Below are 15,564 nucleotides of genomic sequence, written 5' to 3'. Positions count from 1 at the left end.
GCGATCGCAGCCAATCTTGGCATCCCCTCCAACCGACACCCAGCCGCCCGGCGGCCTGCGCCAGATGCCCGCCGGCATCTGGGTGCTCGGCTGCGTCAGCCTGCTGATGGACATCGCTTCCGAGATGATCCACAGCCTGCTGCCGCTGTTCATGGTGTCGGTGCTGGGCGCGAGCGCGCTGTCGGTCGGGCTGATCGAGGGCCTGGGAGAATCGACCGCACTCATCGTCAAGATATTCTCCGGCACGCTCAGCGACTACCTTGGCAAGCGCAAGGGCCTGGCGGTGTTCGGCTATGCGCTGGGCGCGCTGTCCAAACCGCTGTTCGCCATCGCGCCCACGGTTGGCATTGTGCTGACGGCGCGCCTGCTGGACCGCGTCGGCAAGGGCATCCGCGGGGCACCGCGTGATGCGCTGGTCGCCGACATTGCCCCGTCTGCGTTGCGCGGCGCGGCCTTCGGGCTGCGGCAGTCGCTCGATACCGTGGGTGCATTTCTGGGGCCGCTTCTGGCGGTGGGTCTGATGCTGCTGTGGGCGGATGATTTTCGCGCCGTGTTCTGGGTGGCCGTGGTGCCAGGGCTGCTCTCTGTTGCGCTGCTGATGTTCGGCCTGCGCGAGCCCGAAACCCACAACGGTGCCCGCCGCACCAACCCGCTCCGCCGGGACAACCTCCAGCGGCTGCCCCGCGCGTACTGGTGGGTGGTGATGATCGGCGCGGTCTTCACGCTTGCGCGGTTTTCCGAAGCGTTCCTGGTGTTGCGGGCACAGCAAGGCGGCATTCCTCTGGCGCTGGTGCCGCTGGTCATGGTGGCGATGAACATCGTCTATGCGCTGGCGGCGTACCCGTTCGGCAAGCTCTCTGACCGCATGAGTCACACGAAGCTGCTCGCGCTTGGGCTGGTAGTGCTGGTTGCCGCCGATGTGGTGCTCGGCCTGTCCGCTCACTGGAGCGTGGTCGTCGCAGGCGTGGCGCTGTGGGGCGTGCATATGGGCATTACGCAGGGCTTGCTGGCAACCATGGTCGCTGATACCGTACCGGCCGATTTGCGCGGCACGGCGTACGGCATGTTCAACCTGGTGAGCGGACTGGCCATGCTAGCGGCCAGCGTTCTTGCAGGGCTGCTGTGGGACAAGCTTGGCGCAGCCGCAACATTCCACGCGGGTGCGGTGTTTTGCGTGCTGGCATTGGGCTTATTGGCAATGCGAGGAAAGTCTTCCGGGATCACGTGACGTTCGGCTGCGCCCTGAACCAGTCCACCAGAAAATCCAGCATCGCCCGCAGCGCCGCCGGCATCTGCCTGCGCGAGCTGTACACGCCGTGAATGCCCAGCGCCTGCGGCAGGTAGTCGGGCAACAAACGCACGAGTTGCCCGCTGGCAATCAGCGGCGCGGCGGCAAACACCGGCTGCAATGCAATGCCTGCGCCCTCTCGCGCCGCCGCCAGCAGCACCATCGATTCATTCGCACTCAGATTGCCGCCCACCGGTACGTCCGACGGCGCGCCCGTCTTCGCCTCGGTGAACTTCCACAGGCTTTTGCCGAAGTACGTATACGTCAGGCAGTTGTGAACGGCCAGGTCTTGCACGCGGCGCGGCGTACCGTGCGCGGCCAGGTAAGACGGTGCCGCCACCACGACGGATTCGCACATGCCCAGCGGCCGCGCAATCAGGTTCGGATCAAGGTCGTTGGTGATGCGCACGGCCAGGTCGATGCGTTCTTCCACGAGGTTGGTGGTGCGGTTGTCGACCACCAGATCGACGGCCGTTTGCGGATAGCGCCGCAGGTAGGCCGTCACGGCCGCGCTCAACGTCTGCTGCGCCAGGGACTGCGCGCAGGCAATGCGCAGGAGCCCGCGCGGCGTATCGGCTTCGGGGCCATCCGCCACGGCCATCTGTGAAGCGATTTCCAGCATCTGGCGGCAGCGTGCAAGCGTGGCCTCGCCGGCGGGTGTCAGGCCGATGCGGCGCGTGGTCCGGTGCAGCAGCCGCGCGCCAGACCACGCCTCCATCTGCGCCAGATAGCGCGTGACCATCGCGCGCGACATGTCGAGCGCTTCGGCGGCGGCGCTCAGGCTGCCGCGCTCGACAATCGCCACAAACACTTCGGCCGACGTGATGCGATCCATATTTGATCGATTGGAGAAACAAATATGCGCATCTTAGGTGGTTTTTTGATCGAATCAAGCAACTTACAGTAGCGGCTTCGCAGAAATCACATCCGCCTGGAGAACCCCGATGTCCCTGCTCCGCACCCTGCTTGCCGCCGGCCTTGTCAGCGCCGGTCCTGTTGCCCACGCTGCCGCGCCGGCGCCATTGCATCTTGAGGTTTACAACCCCGGTGCCAAGGGCATCTTCCCGGTGTCGTCGGAAATCATCAGCGGTGCGCACGAAGCCATCCTGATTGACGCGCAGTTCCAGCGCAGCGATGCAGAGGCGCTCGTGCAGAAACTCAAGGCCAGCGGCAAGACGCTCACTACCGTCTACATCAGCCAGAGCGATCCGGACTATTACTTCGGGCTCGATGTCATCCGTGCGGCATTCCCGCGAGCGAAGATCGTGGCAACACCGCAAACCGTGGCCGCCATCAAGGCATCGATGGATGGCAAGCTCGCCTACTGGGGCCCGATCCTGAAGGACAACGCGCCCAAGACGCTCGTGCTGCCCGACGTGCTGAGCGCCGACCACCTCACGCTGGAAGGCCGCACCATCGAGATCAAGGAGCTGAACGGCCCGGACGCGGCACGCACGTATCTGTGGATCCCTTCGATCAAGACCGTGGCCGGCGGCGTGGTCGTCAACAGCGGCGACCACGTTTGGGTGGCCGACACGCAGACGCGCGAATCGCGCCTGCGCTGGTTGCAGACGCTGGACAACATCACGGCGCTCAAGCCGACGACCGTGGTGCCCGGTCACTTCACGGGTGCAATGCCAAAGGGGCTGGAGGCGGTTCGCTTTACGGCGGACTACCTGAAGACCTTCGAACTGCAAGCTGCAAAGGCAGACAACTCGGCGGAGCTGATCAAGGCGATGAAGGCGGCGTATCCGACGCTGGGCGGCGATGCATCGCTGGAACTGAGCGCCAAGGTCATCAAGGGCGAAATGAAGTGGCCGCAGTAAGCTGGTCTGCCACCGAGGAAACAACATGACGACATTGCATTACATCTACGACCCGCTGTGCGGCTGGTGCTACGGTGCCGCACCGCTGGTGGAGGCCGCGCGCACGGTGCCGGGCCTCACGATTGCCTTCCACGGCGGCGGCATGCTTGCCGGCCCGAATCGCCGTACGGTCACGCCCCAATGGCGCGACTATGTGATGCCGCACGACCACCGCATTGCCGAGTTGACCGGCCAGCCATTCGGCGAGCCCTACTTCGAAAGCCTATTGCGCGACACCACGGCAGTGATGGATTCGGAGCCGCCCATTGCGGCGGTCCTTGCGGCGGAGGCGCTCGGCGGCTGCGGGCTCGACATGATCCATCGCGTTCAACGCGCGCATTACGAAGAAGGCCTGCGCATTGCCGATGCGGCGGTACTGCGCGAGCTCGCAGCAGAGATCGGCCTATCGCCCGAAGCATTCGACGCGGAATACGCGCGACAGACCGGAGCGCTCACGCAGCAGCACATCGCGCAGAGCCGGCAATGGCTCGACCGTGTTGGCGGACAGGGTTTTCCGACGTTTGCGCTGGAAGATGCGGATGGCCGACTGGGCATCATCGACATCGGCCCGTGGCTTGGCAAGCCGGAATCCTGGGTGCAGGCGCTGACACAGCACATCGGCACGCTTGCCCCGGCGAGCGAAGCCGATGGCCCCGTCTGCGGCCCGGACGGCTGTGCGTAACGACGTGGCGCTCAGCCTTTGAGCGCCCAACGGCCGAGTTCGTCGTAGCGCGTCTTGCCGAGCCAGCTATGGATGAAAGCGAACTCGCGTACGGTCCAAGTGATGGGCTCGACTGCCTTCGCCGCAAAGCCGCCGCGGTCATACAACAGCGTGATGTGCGGCTTGAACGGCCCGCGCTGCACCGGCACGGCGGCATGCTCGAGCGCCTCGCCGAGCGCGGCCTGAAACGCCGTCAAACCGCCCACGCCCTCATCGCCCAGCAACACAAACGGCCGATGATCGCGCCGGCCATGCAGGCTTACCACCTGGTTGAACGTGGCGTCGAACGCGGGCATGGCCAGGCTGTCTGCCGCTGCACGCACACGCGCCACGACATCCTCAGGCGGCAGATGAACGAAATCGCCCAGATGATGCAGCGTGACATGCAGGCGCTCCGTACGCAGCGCCTTGCCCTTGAAACCCACGACGGGCCGCAATTGCTGGATCAGCCGCGCGATGCGCTCGGCGGTATCCACGTCAGGCTTGATCGCCAGAAACAGGCGATGCGCGGGCAATTGCGGGGTGGCTTCGAATCCGGGAAGAGTGAGCTGGGTCACGGCAGGGTCGTCAAACGCCGGGCTGGCGATCCACCCATTATCGACGCCCGCATGACGTCCCGCTGAAAGTCGTGTTGCTCGCATCAAAAACAACGCCCGGCGGTGTGAACCTGCCGGGCGTGGTCTTTTGGATGTGATGCGGCGATCAGATATCGAAGAACACTGTCTCCGCGCCGCCATCCGGCGTGTCTTGCAAGCGTACGTCGAAGGTGTAGACCACCTCGCCGTTACGCTCGCTGCGCTGGGCGATCAGCGTCTTGCGGCGCACTTCCCACTCGATGCCATTCAGCACCGGGTCCGTGCCGTTGGCTGCGGCCTCATCGCTGAAGTACACGCGCGTATGCAGGCCGAGGTTGATGCCGCGCGCAAACAGGATCATGCAGATGTGCGGTGCCTGCGTGGTACCGCTGCGGCCGGCCACGGCGCCCGGCTTGATGGTATCGAAACGATAGACGCCCGTATCGAAATCCGCCCCGGCGCGGCCCCAGCCACGGAATGCCGGGTCGACAGGTTTGTCTTGCCGATCTGCAGGATGCGCGTATTTGCCGTCGGCATTGGCTTGCCAGATCTCGATCAGCACATCGCGCACGAGCGAGCCGGAGCCATCGTAGACGCGGCCTTCCAGCGCGATGCGTTCGCCGCGCGTGGCGGGCGTGGTCAGGACGCTGCCGAATTCCTTGTCGTAGATGTCGAAGCCGGCCTGGCGCGGTGCAAGGCCAATGTGCACGTAGGGGCCGCCCGTCTGCGAAGCGGTCTCGTTGAAATGCGCGAACGGCGGCGTTGTCGTCATGGCCGTTGCCTGGGCACGTTCGAGCGATTCACGCAGTGTGGTCGTGGTCATCACTTGGCTCCTTGCAGGGCGGGCACGGCGTTTTCGAAATGCGTGGCACGGCGGCCGCGCAAGGTGATGTCGAAGCGGTAGCAGCGGCTGTCGAGCGGCACGTGGTTCGCCGTGTCGTGCAGCGCGATCAGACCACGCACCTGCTCTTCGCTCGGGATGGTCTTGATGATCGGGCACTGCGCGATCATCGGATCGCCCTCGAAGTACATCTGCGTGATGAGGCGCTGGGCCCAGCCGTCGCCCGAGAGCGAGTAATGGATGTGCGACGGGCGCCAATCATTGATGCGGTTGCGCCACGGATACGGGCCCGGCTTGATGGTGCGATAGACATAGTAGCCATTGGCGTCCGTCAGCATGCGGCCGCAGCCGCCAAAGTTCGGGTCGATCGGCGCGATGTACTGGTCTTTCTTGTGGCGGTAGCGGCCGCCGGCGTTGGCCTGCCACACCTCCACCAGCGCGTTCGGCACGGGGCGGCCGAACTCGTCGCGCACGTAGCCGTGGACGATGATGCGCTCGCCGATCGGCAGGCCTTCCTTGGCGTAGTTGAGGATCAGATCGTTATCGAGCGCGCCCAGGTCGTCGGCGCGGAACACCGGTGCGGTGGTCTCGGACAGCGTATTCAGGGTGGAGATGAGCGCGTTGCGCGGCGAGCGCAGCACGCTGGTCTTGTAGCCGGGAGTCAGTGCGGGCGGGTGCTGCGCGGTGTCGCGCTGGGCGAATTCGCCGGTGCCGGAAAGCGGCAGGGTCATGGGGCGTCTCCTGTTGAAATCGTGGAGAGACTGTATCGCCGACAAAAAGTGAAGTAAATTGACTTCTTATCGGAAAATCGATAACTCCAAGTTATGGAAAGTGCCTTCTCAGCGGACTTGCCGTCCCGCATCCGCTTTCGCCATCTGAGCTGCTTTGTCGCCATCGCGCAGGAGCGCAATCTGCGGCGCGCCGCCGAGCGGTTGCATCTGAGCCAGCCGGCGGTATCGAAAACGCTGGGCGAACTCGAAGCGCTTGCCGGTATGCAACTCGTGGAACGCGGCCGGCAAGGCGCGCGGCTCACCGCGGCCGGCGAGCAATTCCTGCGGCATGCAGTGGGCGTGACGCAGGCGCTGGAATCGGCCACCGCCGCGCTGATGGGATCGACGGACGCTTCCGCGCCGGTCGTGCATGTGGGCGCCCTGCCGACGGTGGCCAGCAGCCTCCTGCCCCAGGCGATTGCCCATTTGCACGCGCAGCGCCCGCATGCCGGCGTGCGGTTGCGCACCGGCACCAATATCGAGCTGCTGACCGCGCTCAAGGCCGGCGAACTCGATTTCATCGTCGGGCGCATGGCCGAGCCCGACCGCATGCAGGGGCTGTCGTTCGAGTTGCTGTATGCAGAGCCGCTGGCGCTGGTCGTGCGGCCTGGACATCCGCTGCTGACGCTGCCGGGCGCATCGGCGTCCCTGCAGGCGGTGCTGGATTACCCGCTCGTGATCGCCACGCCGGGCACGGTGCCCCGCCATCACACCGAAGCGCTGTTCCAGACACACGGCCTGCGCTTGCCCGCGGGCGTGACGGAAACGCTTTCGGTGTCCGTCGCACGGTTGCTGGCGTGCCGATCCGATGCGGTGTGGATCACCCCCGAGCGCGCTGCGGGCGACGACCTGGCGCATGGTCAACTTGCCCGTCTGGACACTGCCACGTCGGGCACCAAGGAGCCCGTCGGCCTGCTGCGCAGAAGCGTCGCCACACCCAGCGAACTGGCCAGCGCGTTCATGGAACTGCTGACCGAGCTGGCGCAGACGCCGATCTGAGCCGCCTCGCCCTCAAAAAAATGCCGACCCCATGGCCGGCATTTTTTATTTCGACGCGCAGATCAGCGGTGCGCCATCTCCACGTCATCGGCAGCATCGAAGACACTGCGATCGGTCTGCCCCAGCAACTGGCTAGTGATCGCCCCGGCCGTCATCGAGCCATTGACGTTGAGAGCGGTACGGCCCATGTCGATGAGCGGTTCGATGGAGATCAGCAGTGCCACGAGCGTCACCGGCAAGCCCATCGCCGGCAGGACGATCAACGCCGCAAACGTGGCGCCGCCGCCCACACCCGCCACGCCAACCGAGCTGAGCGTAACCACCGCCACGAGCGTTGCAATCCATACAGGATCGAACGGGTTGATGCCCACCGTGGGCGCCACCATCACTGCCAGCATGGCGGGATACAGGCCCGCGCAGCCGTTCTGGCCAATGGTCGTGCCAAACGATGCAGCGAAACTGGCAATCGATTCCGGCACACCAATGCGCCGCGTCTGCGCCTCGATGCTCAGCGGAATGGTGGCCGCACTGGACCGGCTCGTGAACGCGAACGACAGCGCCGGCCAGACCTTGCGGAAGAAGCGGAGCGGATTGATGCCATTGAGCGTGAGCAGCACAGCATGCACGCCGAACATGATCGCCAGGCCGAGGTAAGACGCCACCACGAAACCGCCGAGCTTGATGATGTCCTGCACGTTGGACACGGCTACCACGTTCGTCATGAGCGCGAGCACGCCGTAAGGAGTCAGGCGAATGACGAGCCGCACGAGCTTCATCACCCAGGCCTGCGCGGTGTCAATGGCGGTCAGCACGCGCTCGCCTTTTACCGCATCATCCTTCAGCAGGTTCAACGCAGCCACGCCCAGGAACGCCGCGAAGATCACCACGCCGATGATGGACGTGGGCTTGGCGCCGGTCAGCTCGGCAAAGGGGTTCTTCGGAATGAAGGACTGCACCAGCTGCGGCACCGACAGGTCGGCCACCTTGCCGACATAGTTGTCCTGGACGGCGGTCAACCGGGCGGTTTCCTGCGCGCCCTGCACCAGTCCTTGCGCCGTCAGCCCAAACAGGTGCGTGACGAACACGCCGACCAGCGCTGAAATGAGCGTTGTGAGCAGCAGCGTGCCGATCGTCAGCACGCTGATCTTGCCGAGCGACGCCGTGCTGTTGAGCTTGGCCACCGAGTTCAGCACTGACACCAGCACGAGCGGCATGACGATCATCTGCAGCAGTTGGATATAGCCGCCGCCAACGATGCTGAACCACGAAATCGACTGCTTGAGCGTCGCGCTGTCGTCGCCATAGATCAGGTGCAGCGCCAGTCCGAACAGGATGCCCAGCACCATGCCAAGCAGCACACGTTTGGCCAGGCTCCAGCTCGCGTTCACACGGCCGAGAGCGGTCAGGATGACGACGAACGTCGCGATATTGAGTAAAAGCGGAAGGTTCATGTTGCTTGGATGCCGCACGCAGCGATCGAAAATCGAGCGGGCATCTTACGCCAGTTGCACGAAGGTTGCCGAGGCATGGAACGGATGGCGCCAACCTGATCTGCTTCACAACGGGCCGCGGGTCCACCTACGGCTGCAAGCCGGTGCCCTCCTTGAAGCTTGCGACCAAAAGCACGCTCTATCGGCACATGGAACTCGACATGGACTACGACTGCGGCGGCATCGTTGATGGCCGCCTGAGCATCGCGCAAGCCGGCGAGGCGCTGTTCCAGCTGATGCTGGCCACGGCCTCCGGCACGCGCACCAAGAGCGAACTCAATGGTCTGGGCGACAACGAGTTCGTCCCGTGGCAGCTTGGCGCGGTGATGTAAGTCGTGTGTTGAGGACGCCTCAGGGCAACGTGGCACGCAACATCAAGAGCAATCCTGCCCCGACGGCAGCAGCGCCAATACAGCGGGCCACGCGCTGCCCCGCAGGCGCCAAGCGCTCGAGCGTAATCGCCGCTGACACGGCCACCATTGCACGCACGTCCATCACGCCGGTCACCAACAGGATGGCCGTCAGGCCGGCGCACGAAGCGGCACAGCGCACGCCAAGGTCCAAGCCAAATCGCCATGCACAGCCAGGCGCCTGAGCTACGCGGCACCATGCACGCTGGCGCGCCTTCCATGCGCTGAACTGCAGTGCGCCCGCCGCAAGAACCACCGCGCCTCTGGCAAGCGGCGCCACGCGTGCCACAACAGGCCATGTCATTTCGAACTGTGCCAACGCCGCGCCCAGCGCAAAGACCATCACGCCGATCAGCGTCCATACCGCGAAGTATCCCGCGCCTGCCAACGCCGTCTGCGTATCAACGTTCGGTTTGCCTGCCAGGTGCAGCGCACCGCGATACTGCCGCAGCGTCGGCAGCAATGACGGCAGCATCATCGCGGCCATCATCACCGTCCACATGCCAATGAAGGACGCAGCAAAGCCCCACCATGTCTGACCGCACATCGGCATCCAGGCCATCGGCATCTCGCTCATGGCCGGCATGGCGTTGCACCATGCCACCGTCGCCGCCGTGCTGGCGATGAACAGCAATGCCGAGACGGCCAGAAAGCCGCGCTCGGACAATGCATGCTCGCGCGGCAGCTCAACGCTGCTGAGCGTATTCGTCATGGCGACGCCACCAGACACAGGTTTCGTTGCGGCCCAGCGGCGCGCGGTCCAGCCACTGGTATGCGCCCCACAAGCCGTCGAGCCCGCGCGCGTAGGTGGAATACGTGTGATACACGACGCCATCTTCCAGCATGAACGCGCTCATGCCGGGCCGGTCGCGCACGTAGGTGGGCGCATCGGTGCCGCACATGCTGGCGAACTGCTGCACGGGTTCGGGCAAGTCGGATGCATCCATCACGTGGCTGCCGCGCACGTAGTTGTAGTCGGCGCTGCCGGCGCGCTGCTGGTCTTCCGTGATCGAGACGTTAAAGTCGTAGTTGAAATCGCTCCCCACCGACGATACCCACGGAAAGCTCCAGCTCATCCGCTCCCGGTACTCCAGCAGCTTGGCCAGTGGCCCGCGCGACACCGCCATCAGCGTCACGTCGTGGTTCGCCAGATGCGTGACGAAGCCATCAAAGCCATCGGCAATCATCGAGCACGAGGGGCAGCCCGCCTTGTAGTCCGGCCCGAACATGAAGTGATAGACCAGCAGTTGCGAGCGGCCGCCAAACAGATCGGCCAGCGAGGCGCTGCCGTTCTCGGTTTCAAAGCGATAGCTTTTGTCGATGCGAACCCACGGCAGTGCCTGCCGGCGGCGCGCGAGTTCATCGCTGCGGCGCGTCAGTTCCTTCTCGGCCTTGAGCAGTTCAATGCGCTCTGCCAGCCAGGTTGCGCGGGTTGCTGTGGGGTGTGTTGCACTCATGCTTGCCTCCGTTTTGGGTGAGTGGTCGTGTGCTAGATTAGGCGCCGACCTCAAACGGCGGGAGTGACAAGTGTGGCGGGATTCGAATGGATTCATTGATCACGGCTGCAGCCCGCGCACTCGCCGCCGGTGACCCATTCGGAGCGCTGAACCGCGTCGCTCTGCGCGACGATGCCGCCGCGCTGGCTCTGCGTGGCATCGCCATGGCCCAGCTCGGTGACCTGGCACGCGCCAAGCTCCTGCTGCGTCGCGCGGCCCGTGCATTCGGCGCACGCGAGGCCGTGGCACGCGCACGCTGCATCGTCGCGGAAGCCGAAGTCGCCCTCGCCTCGCGCGATCTTGGCTGGCCCGCCAAAACCCTCCACACGGCATGCGCCACGCTCGAGGCGCACGGCGACCACGTCAATGCCGCACACGCGCGGTATCTCAGCATCCGTCGCCTGCTGCTGATCGGCCGCCTGGACGATGCAGAAGCCGCGCTCGCCGCGCTGACGCCGGCGCCTCTTCCTCCGGCCTTGCAGGCGGCGCATGCGCTTGTCGTCGCGGGCATTGCGATCCGACGTTTGCAGACCGGCGCCGCACGCGCAGCATTGAGCGATGCCGAACGCGCAGCACGCCAGGCCGGCATCCCGACGCTCACCGCCGAAGCCGAACGCGCCGCCCTGGCCTTGAATGCACCGGCTGCGCGCCTCATCTCGCGCGGCGAAGAGCGCGTGCTGCGCCTTGATGATGTCGAAGCCCTCTTTGCATCGGACGCGCTGGTGGTGGATGCATGCCGACTCGCCATTCGGCAGACCGATACGATCGTCCCGCTTGCCACGCGGCCTGTGCTGTTCACGCTGGCGCGGGCACTGGCCGAAGCGTGGCCAGAAGACGAGGCCCGAGACGCCCTCATCGCGCGCGCATTCCGCACCCGGCACCCCGACGAATCACACCGCGTGCGGCTGCGCGTGGAGATCGGCCGTTTGCGCACAGCACTTGGTGCGTTGGGCACGATCAAGGCGACCCGGCACGGATTCGCATTGCAGCCTCACGCGGCCCAAGCCGTAGTCGTGCTCGCCCAGCCTGTGGCCGAGCAATACGCCGCCGTGCTGGCGTGTCTCGCCGACGGGGAATCGTGGTCCAGCTCTGCACTGGCACTTGCGCTCGGCGCCAGCCAGCGCACCGTACAACGCGCGCTCGATGCACTGGCGGCCGCCGGCAAGGTGCAGTCCTTCGGACGCGGGCGCGCGCGCCGGTGGGTGACGCCGCCGTTACCCGGATTCGCGACCACCTTGTTACTCCCTGCCCCGCTGCCAAGTGACTAGGATGAAGACTGCGTAACCGAATCCAGCGAGCCCCACATGAAACGATTCACCGCCGAAGTCGTGCGCGAATACGGCCCCTTCCCTGGCGCAGAGAACGTCGGCGGCGTGACCTACGATGGTCGGCACGTCTGGTTTGCTGCCGGCGGTCAGCTGAAGGAACTCGACCCCGACAGCGGCAAGACACAGCGCTCCATCGATGTACCGGCCCATGCCGGGACCGCGTTCGATGGGCGGCACCTGTTCCAGATTGCCGAAGACCGCATCCAGAAAATCGACCCGCAAACGGGCACCGTGCTCGCCACGATTCCGGCGCCGGGCGCGGGCGGAGACTCGGGCCTCGCCTGGGCCGAAGGCACGCTGTGGGTCGGCCACTACCGCGAGCGCAAGATCCGCCAGATCGATCCGGACACCGGCAAGGTATTGCGCACCATCGAATCCAACCGGTTCGTTACCGGCGTCACGTGGGTCGACGGTGAGCTCTGGCACGGCACTTGGGAAGGCGATACGAGCGAGGTGCGGCACATCGATCCGCAAACCGGTGAAGTGCTGGAGCAGCTTGACATGCCGGCCGGCATGAACGTGTCGGGTCTCGAGTCGGATGGCGCCGATCAGTTCTTCTGCGGCGGCGGAACCACCGGGAAGATTCGCGCGGTGCGACGCCCCCGCAAGCAGGCGGCATAGGCGCGCTACGGGGCTTTCGGCAGCGGTTGCCGTTTATGTGATGCCGCAGCAGATTCATCTGCTGCCGCAAGAGCCTCAGACGCTGCGGCAAAGTGCGTCTTGGACACCTTAATGTTGCTACGAAAAAAAACCCCGCAGTGCGGGGTTTTTTCTTGGCAGATGCGACCGATCAGATCGCTTCGATCTTCGTGGCAGCCGGGCCCTTTTGGCCAACGCCTGCAACGTAGCGCACCTTCTGACCCTCTTGGAGGGACTTGAACCCGTTGCCCTGAACTTCAGAGAAGTGAGCGAAGAGATCGTTGCCGCCTGCGTCCGGGGTGATGAAGCCGAAGCCCTTGGAGTCGTTGAACCACTTTACTGTGCCGGTTTCCATGTTGGATATCCTAAAAAGTTCTGCATGAGCCTGTGCTCACCAGGCACGACAATCAAGGAAGAAACATGGAGCAAAGGAAGCACCGCTTGGCGTGACAACCCAGAACATCGGAGTAACTGCTTGAAGATCCTGCGAAGATGGTTTCTACAGACATTTCAGACCCGCGTCAACAAATAATTAGATAATCTGCCACCATTGACCTACCCCGCACCCCACCGCTGAGTCAGCACGCCACAGTGGGCATGCGCTCTTGAGAGAACCATCGGCATGACACTCTGCTCGGCTTGCGCCGCAATCGAACTCCATAGACGCGGCGCGCCAGGCCATGCTTTGCTCAGAATCACCGACACGCAACGCATCAAATCGCCCTCCGCGCGCGCAATCACCGTCAGCACGTTCTCGTGTCCCACATGCGGTGCGCGATGGGTCTATCGCGACGAAAAGAACGTGGACAACCAAGGCTGGTCACTGGAGGCGTAGACGCCGTTCGGGGTAGCTTTTTGGCAGACACTGGATAGCCAACTATAAGGACGAAAAAAAGCCCGCATAACGCGGGCTTCTTCTGACTTGGGAGGTGAACCTCACTCCCACTCAATCGTCGCAGGCGGCTTGCCCGACACGTCGTACACGACCCGGCTCAAACCACGCACCTCGTTGATGATGCGGTTCGACACGCGGCCCAGCAGCGTGTACGGCAGATGCGCCCAATGTGCGGTCATGAAGTCGGTGGTCTGCACTGCACGCAGCGCCGTCACGTAGTCGTATGTGCGGCCATCGCCCATCACGCCGACGGACTTGATCGGCAGGAACACCGCAAACGCCTGGCTGGTCAGGTCGTACCAGCTCTTGCCAACATCGCCTTCGCCGCACAGGCCAGCAGACGCATCCTGCGCCGTGGCCTTCGTGCCGCGCAGCTCTTCGATGAAGATGGCATCGGCACGGCGCAGCAGGTCTGCATATTCACGCTTGACCTCACCCAGAATGCGCACGCCCAGACCCGGTCCCGGGAACGGATGGCGATACACCATCTCGTGCGGCAGGCCCAGCGCCACACCCAGCTCGCGCACTTCATCCTTGAACAGATCGCGCAGCGGTTCGAGCAACTTCAGGCCGAGCGTTTCCGGCAGGCCGCCCACGTTGTGGTGGCTCTTGATCGTCGTTGCCTTCTTGGTCTTGGTGCCGCCCGATTCCACCACGTCCGGGTAGATCGTGCCCTGCGCCAGCCACTTGGCGTTGCTGAGTTTCTTGGCTTCCGCCTGGAATACCTCAACGAACTCGCGGCCGATGATCTTGCGCTTGGCTTCGGGGTCAGTCACGCCAGCCAGATGGCCAAGGAACTGCTCGGACGCATCCACGTGCACGACCTTGGCGTGCAGGCGGCCGGCGAACATGTCCATCACCATCTTGCCTTCGTCCAGACGCAGCAGCCCGTGGTCGACAAACACGCAGGTCAGCTGGTCGCCAATGGCGCGGTGGATCAATGCTGCAGCCACCGACGAATCGACGCCGCCCGACAGCCCGAGGATCACCTCTTCATCGCCCACCTGCTCGCGGATCGCCTTGACGGCCTCGTCGATGTGATCGCGCATGACCCAGTCGGGCTTGGCGCCAGCGATCTCCAGCACGAAGCGCTCGAGCATCGCACGGCCCTGCACGGTGTGCGTGACTTCCGGGTGGAACTGCACGGCGTAGTAGCCGCGCGCCTCGTCGGCCATGCCGGCAATCGGGCAGCTCGGCGTCGAGGCCAGCAGCTTGAAGCCCGGGGGCAGCTCGGCAACCTTGTCGCCGTGGCTCATCCACACCTTGAGCATGCCGTGGCCTTCCGGCGTGGCGAAGTCCTGGATGTCCTTGAGCAGGCGGGTGTGGCCATGGGCGCGCACTTCGGCGTAACCGAATTCGCGGTGGTCGCTCCACTCCACCTTGCCGCCCAGCTGCACGGCCATGGTCTGCATGCCGTAGCAGATGCCGAGCACCGGCACGCCCAGGTCCCACACGGCCTGCGGGGCGCGCAGTTGATGATCTTCGTACGTGCTGGCGTGGCTGCCGGACAGGATGATCGCCTTGGGCGCGAAGTCGCGCACGAAGGCGTCGGACACGTCGTTCGGATGGATTTCGCAATAGACGTGTGCTTCACGCACGCGCCGCGCAATCAGTTGCGTGACCTGCGAGCCGAAATCAAGGATGAGGACTTTGTCGTGCATGTTCTGGAGGAATGGAATCGGCAATCGTGTCGACTTCAGTGCCGGGGCCGTAGCCCGGAGGCGGCATGTAGCCAGGTTCTTTGCGCTGCGCCTTTTCTGCGCGTTCGCGTTCGCGCGCAGCCGCGGCGTCTTCGCGGGCCTTCTGTGCGCGCACGCGCTCGTTGGTGCGCACGCGGCGCGAAGCGGGAATCTGCACGGCGGAAAACGCCGCCAGCACCGCCGCAAACGTCGGCAGCCAGATGCGGCCGGCGCCCTCCACCGGCAGGTGGAAGAACAGCAGCCAGGCAATCACCAGCACGGCGACCGCCAGGTTCACATGCCCGACCACCTGCGCCACGGCGGTCGTCAGTTGACCATTGACGGTGGCGTGCCACAGCAGCCAAGCCACACCAATCAGCGTGACGCCGAGCAGCTGGCCGTACATCGCAGGCTCCGGCTGCGGCAATTGCAGCGCGCCGAAGATGGACGTCATGGGTGAAGCCAGCAGGACGAGACCGACGCACAGTGCGACAGCCGCATCCAGAAACAGAACGAGTCGCAAAAGCGCTTTCATCATCGTCTCCAGTTGCGGGCGGCCGCCCGTGCT

17 protein-coding genes and 1 pseudogene are annotated in these 15,564 nt (G+C 64.7%); 8 read left to right on the top strand and 10 right to left on the bottom strand.

Translation table 11 applies throughout. The features are described 5' to 3' along the window. Positions 1–64: 64 nt before the first annotated feature. Positions 65–1,228: an MFS transporter gene (locus RP6297_RS06480; protein WP_009238199.1), complete on the top strand. Its 1,164-nt coding sequence runs from the start codon at positions 65–67 to the stop codon at positions 1,226–1,228. On the opposite strand, the gene RP6297_RS06475 is transcribed toward RP6297_RS06480, so the two are convergent. Further along, entirely contained in the window at positions 1,221–2,123 is a 903-nt protein-coding gene (locus tag RP6297_RS06475; RefSeq protein WP_009238200.1) for a LysR family transcriptional regulator, read from the bottom strand. The two genes, RP6297_RS06480 and RP6297_RS06475, sit on opposite strands and share 8 nt — an antisense overlap. A 109-nt stretch (positions 2,124–2,232) precedes the next feature. Between RP6297_RS06475 and RP6297_RS06470 the strand changes: the two genes are divergently transcribed. Continuing rightward, positions 2,233–3,114 carry an MBL fold metallo-hydrolase gene (locus RP6297_RS06470; protein ID WP_009238201.1) on the top strand — a complete coding sequence of 294 codons (882 nt, stop codon included), beginning with the start codon at positions 2,233–2,235 and terminating at the stop codon, positions 3,112–3,114. A gap of 25 nt (positions 3,115–3,139) precedes the next feature. Further along, positions 3,140–3,835: a DsbA family protein gene (locus RP6297_RS06465; protein ID WP_009238202.1), complete on the top strand. Its 696-nt coding sequence runs from the start codon at positions 3,140–3,142 to the stop codon at positions 3,833–3,835. A gap of 11 nt (positions 3,836–3,846) precedes the next feature. Here the strand turns inward: RP6297_RS06465 and thpR are convergent, their stop codons facing one another. The 3 genes from thpR to pcaH all read right to left on the bottom strand — a co-directional run bounded on the left by thpR (position 3,847) and on the right by pcaH (position 6,021). Further along, positions 3,847–4,515 carry an RNA 2',3'-cyclic phosphodiesterase gene (gene thpR, locus RP6297_RS06460; protein ID WP_009238203.1) on the bottom strand — a complete coding sequence of 223 codons (669 nt, stop codon included), beginning with the start codon at positions 4,513–4,515 and terminating at the stop codon, positions 3,847–3,849. A gap of 61 nt (positions 4,516–4,576) precedes the next feature. Beyond that, positions 4,577–5,272 carry a protocatechuate 3,4-dioxygenase subunit alpha gene (pcaG, locus tag RP6297_RS06455; RefSeq protein ID WP_004626744.1) on the bottom strand — a complete coding sequence of 232 codons (696 nt, stop codon included), beginning with the start codon at positions 5,270–5,272 and terminating at the stop codon, positions 4,577–4,579. Further along, complete coding sequence (gene pcaH, locus RP6297_RS06450; RefSeq protein ID WP_009238204.1) at positions 5,272–6,021, bottom strand: protocatechuate 3,4-dioxygenase subunit beta; 750 nt, start codon at positions 6,019–6,021, stop codon at positions 5,272–5,274. The genes pcaG and pcaH overlap by 1 nt, the downstream gene beginning before the upstream one ends. Positions 6,022–6,114: 93 nt before the next feature. Between pcaH and pcaQ the strand changes: the two genes are divergently transcribed. After that, entirely contained in the window at positions 6,115–7,059 is a 945-nt protein-coding gene (gene pcaQ / locus RP6297_RS06445; RefSeq protein WP_009238205.1) for a pca operon transcription factor PcaQ, read from the top strand. Between the two features lie 62 nt (positions 7,060–7,121). On the opposite strand, the gene RP6297_RS06440 is transcribed toward pcaQ, so the two are convergent. Then, the gene (locus tag RP6297_RS06440) at positions 7,122–8,510 is read right to left on the bottom strand and encodes an L-cystine transporter (RefSeq protein ID WP_009238206.1); all 1,389 of its coding nucleotides are present in this window, start codon (positions 8,508–8,510) and stop codon (positions 7,122–7,124) included. An 86-nt stretch (positions 8,511–8,596) separates the two neighbouring features. On the opposite strand from RP6297_RS06440, the pseudogene RP6297_RS06435 reads away from it, so the two are divergent. Continuing rightward, a pseudogene (locus RP6297_RS06435) lies at positions 8,597–8,881 on the top strand (hydrolase); the annotation flags it as partial. Between the two features lie 19 nt (positions 8,882–8,900). Here the strand turns inward: RP6297_RS06435 and RP6297_RS06430 are convergent. Both RP6297_RS06430 and RP6297_RS06425 read right to left on the bottom strand, forming a co-directional pair. After that, the gene (locus tag RP6297_RS06430) at positions 8,901–9,671 is read right to left on the bottom strand and encodes a DUF2182 domain-containing protein (protein ID WP_009238208.1); all 771 of its coding nucleotides are present in this window, start codon (positions 9,669–9,671) and stop codon (positions 8,901–8,903) included. Beyond that, a complete protein-coding gene (locus RP6297_RS06425; protein WP_009238209.1) occupies positions 9,646–10,416 on the bottom strand; it encodes a DUF899 domain-containing protein in 771 nt (256 codons plus the stop codon). Before RP6297_RS06425 ends, RP6297_RS06430 begins: the two co-directional genes overlap by 26 nt. Positions 10,417–10,502: 86 nt before the next feature. Between RP6297_RS06425 and RP6297_RS06420 the strand changes: the two genes are divergently transcribed. Next, positions 10,503–11,723, top strand: coding sequence for a hypothetical protein (locus RP6297_RS06420; protein WP_009238210.1), 1,221 nt, complete (start codon positions 10,503–10,505; stop codon positions 11,721–11,723). Positions 11,724–11,759: 36 nt separating this feature from the next. Continuing rightward, on the top strand, positions 11,760–12,404 hold the full coding sequence (locus RP6297_RS06415) for a Vgb family protein (RefSeq protein WP_009238211.1): 645 nt from the start codon (positions 11,760–11,762) through the stop codon (positions 12,402–12,404). A 169-nt stretch (positions 12,405–12,573) separates the two neighbouring features. On the opposite strand, the gene RP6297_RS06410 is transcribed toward RP6297_RS06415, so the two are convergent. Next, entirely contained in the window at positions 12,574–12,777 is a 204-nt protein-coding gene (locus RP6297_RS06410) for a cold-shock protein (RefSeq protein WP_004626726.1), read from the bottom strand. 267 nt (positions 12,778–13,044) lie between these two features. On the opposite strand from RP6297_RS06410, the gene RP6297_RS06405 reads away from it, so the two are divergent. After that, positions 13,045–13,257 (top strand): hypothetical protein, encoded by a 213-nt coding sequence (locus RP6297_RS06405; protein WP_080725209.1) that lies wholly within the window; start codon positions 13,045–13,047, stop codon positions 13,255–13,257. A gap of 101 nt (positions 13,258–13,358) precedes the next feature. Here RP6297_RS06405 and guaA read toward each other — a convergent pair whose 3' ends face one another. Next, positions 13,359–14,978 (bottom strand): glutamine-hydrolyzing GMP synthase, encoded by a 1,620-nt coding sequence (guaA, locus tag RP6297_RS06400; protein WP_009238212.1) that lies wholly within the window; start codon positions 14,976–14,978, stop codon positions 13,359–13,361. After that, a complete protein-coding gene (locus tag RP6297_RS06395; RefSeq protein WP_009238213.1) occupies positions 14,953–15,531 on the bottom strand; it encodes a hypothetical protein in 579 nt (192 codons plus the stop codon). Before RP6297_RS06395 ends, guaA begins: the two co-directional genes overlap by 26 nt. Positions 15,532–15,564 lie beyond the last annotated feature (33 nt).

The organism is Ralstonia pickettii (assembly GCF_016466415.2).
In the GTDB taxonomy this organism is placed as follows: domain Bacteria; phylum Pseudomonadota; class Gammaproteobacteria; order Burkholderiales; family Burkholderiaceae; genus Ralstonia; species Ralstonia pickettii.
This window is presented reverse-complemented; position numbering and strand designations above follow the sequence as displayed.